At 64.1% G+C, this 2217-nt stretch carries 5 protein-coding genes; all 5 read right to left on the bottom strand.

The window, feature by feature from the left end; translation table 11 throughout:
• Positions 1-180: PQ-loop domain-containing transporter (locus tag HXX15_RS23025; protein ID WP_296519238.1), on the bottom strand; the 180-nt coding region annotated here is incomplete at its 3' end.
• Positions 181-223: 43 nt separating this feature from the next.
• Positions 224-946 carry a nitrogen fixation protein NifM gene (gene nifM / locus HXX15_RS23020; protein WP_296519237.1) on the bottom strand — a complete coding sequence of 241 codons (723 nt, stop codon included), beginning with the start codon at positions 944-946 and terminating at the stop codon, positions 224-226.
• A complete protein-coding gene (locus tag HXX15_RS23015; protein ID WP_296519236.1) occupies positions 937-1251 on the bottom strand; it encodes a nitrogen fixation protein NifZ in 315 nt (104 codons plus the stop codon). The genes nifM and HXX15_RS23015 overlap by 10 nt, the downstream gene beginning before the upstream one ends.
• A gap of 10 nt (positions 1252-1261) precedes the next feature.
• Positions 1262-1585: a nitrogenase-stabilizing/protective protein NifW gene (locus HXX15_RS23010; RefSeq protein WP_296519235.1), complete on the bottom strand. Its 324-nt coding sequence runs from the start codon at positions 1583-1585 to the stop codon at positions 1262-1264.
• A partial coding sequence (gene epsC / locus HXX15_RS23005; protein ID WP_296519234.1) for a serine O-acetyltransferase EpsC occupies positions 1582-2217 on the bottom strand: 636 nt, incomplete at its 5' end. The genes HXX15_RS23010 and epsC, both read right to left, overlap by 4 nt.

The raw sequence follows: 2217 nt of genomic DNA, 5'->3' as shown, positions 1-2217 counted from the left end.
GGCCACACCGGCGGCAAACAGGCTGTACATCGCCAGCGAAACACCTGACAGATCACGCGTACGCCAGGACTGGACCGCCTGCGGCACGAAGGCGGCCGTGGTCAGTATGGCGGCGATGAATCCGACAATGTCGCGAAGCTCAAGTGGCACGATGGCTTTCCGGATCACGATGGCTGGCATCGGGAAACAGAAGCCTATAAGTTACGGACCGGCAGAGGTGGGGTCAGGTTTCCCGGCGAAACAGCCCGGCGATCCACGCCTTCTGAATGCTGCGCCGGCGCGTGTCCTCAAGGTGGCCGCGAATGCGTTCGCGTTCCGAGTCGAGCGATACTTCGCCGGCGGGCTGGATGGCATCGCAAAGCAGGATATGAAAGCCCAGCGGCGATTCGACGACGCCGGACAATTCGCCCGGTGCCAGGGCAAAGGCAGCGGGTTCCAGTTCAGGGAATAGTTTGCCCGGCGCCACATCTCCGAGCAGACCGCCGTTCATCGCCGTCGGACACTCGGAATGCTTTTGCGCCTGTTCGGCAAAGCGCTCGGGCGCCTTGCAGAGGCGCGAGTGGATGGCATCGATCTTCTGGCGCGCGGCGTCTCGCTCGCTGCCAGCCAGGCCATCGTTGATGGTAGAGAGTATGTGGCGCAGCGTGCGTGTTTCCGGGCGGCGGAAGCGCTCGCTGTGCACCAGGTAAAAGATCTCGACGTCGGTTTCACTGACCTTCGCTGCGTGGCTGGCGACACCGTCCAGCACCGCTTCCACTTTGAGGTCGCGTTCGATCGACTGGCGCAGTGTTACGGGATCAAGGTTTGAGCGCTCAAGGTCGGCGATAAACTCTTCCTGCGAGGCATAGCGCGTGCGGACTTCGGCGACCCCCTGGTCTACCGACGACAGCGGCAATATAACCTGTGCCGCTTCCGGCGTGCCGAGGATGCGCTGCTCTATCTGCAACTGGCGCGCGACGGCAGCGCGCCGGAGGGCGAGTCGTCGTTCTCGCGCACTTCGTAGGTGCTGGGAATCCAGTGCTCCTCGCCGCCGATGAGCTCTTCCTCGCGGCAGCCGACGATGCGGTCGGCCTCGAGGAAATGAACCGAGTAGATGATCTGGTCCTGCAGGAAGGTGCCGACGTCGACGACGGTACCGACGCTGCCGCGACGAATCAGCAGCTCACCCGTTTCCGCGCCGGGATAGGTGCCGTCGTTGCGGACGTTGCGCACCACCCGCACCGAATCGCCGATATCCCATTCGGTCTGCATGGCAGTTCTCTCAGTGCTTGGCGCGGCTGATGGCGCTGAGTGGAACGGTGGCGATGCCCGAGGCGCGCTTGAGCACGCTGAAGACTTTTTCCGTCAGCGCGTCGGACTTGACGAAGTCGTTGTAGGCCATCGCCAATGCGCCGCGATAGTCCTCGAATTCGGGCGCCGCGCCGGGCTTGCGCACGGCGAGGTAGTCGTGGAAACGCTGCAGGATGTGCAGGCGATTTACCTGGACGACCGCACGATCGTAGTCAATTTCGAAGTAGGTGAGGAAATCCTCGGCTGACTCGAGGTCGGCCAGGTCGGTGTCGAGGTCGCGCGTTTCAATGCTCATGACAGTCCTCCGGGTAACTCGCAGCAGAGATCGCCCGCCGCGCAGGTAGTGCATTCGTCCGCCTTCTCGACGGGAGTGATGCCCTTGAGTTGCAGCACTTCGGACTCCAGCGTGTCGATGCGTGCCAGCAGGCAGGCGATGGCCTTGCCGACCGGGTCGGGAACCAGGTGATGGTCGAGGTCGATGGGCATGCCCGCCGTGCCGACGGACTTTGTCGATACGCGCTCGCCGACGATGCGGCCGGGAATGCCGACCACGGTGCGGCCGGCCGGCACATCCTTGACCACCACGGAATTGGCACCGACGCGGGCGCCGTCACCGATGCGTATCGCGCCGAGTATCTTGGCGCCCGCACCGGCCACCACGCCGTCGCCCAGCGTCGGATGACGCTTGCCGGCATTCCAGGTGGTGCCGCCCAGCGTGACGCCGTGATAGAGCGTGACATCATCGCCGACCTCGGCGGTTTCGCCGATGACGACACCGGCGCCATGGTCGATGAAGAAGCGTCGCCCGATGCGCGCACCGGGATGGATGTCGACGTTGGTGAAGGTGCGCGCAATGAAGGACAGGAAGCGCGCGGCGAAACGCCAGCCGCCGCGCCACAGCAAGTGCGACAGGCGATGGGTGATGAT

This window comes from Rhodopseudomonas sp. (assembly GCF_013377015.1).
Taxonomy (GTDB): Bacteria; Pseudomonadota; Alphaproteobacteria; order Rhizobiales; family Xanthobacteraceae; genus JARJEH01.
Note: the sequence above shows the minus strand (reverse complement) of the source record. Positions and strands in the feature narration are given on the sequence as shown.

Bases quoted from the DNA above. Each gene is read 5' to 3' on its own strand.
- HXX15_RS23010 (WP_296519235.1), bottom strand. From the start codon at position 1,585: ATGAGCATTGAAACGCGCGACCTCGACACCGACCTGGCCGACCTCGAG.
- HXX15_RS23015 (WP_296519236.1), bottom strand. From the start codon at position 1,251: ATGCAGACCGAATGGGATATCGGCGATTCGGTGCGGGTGGTGCGCAAC.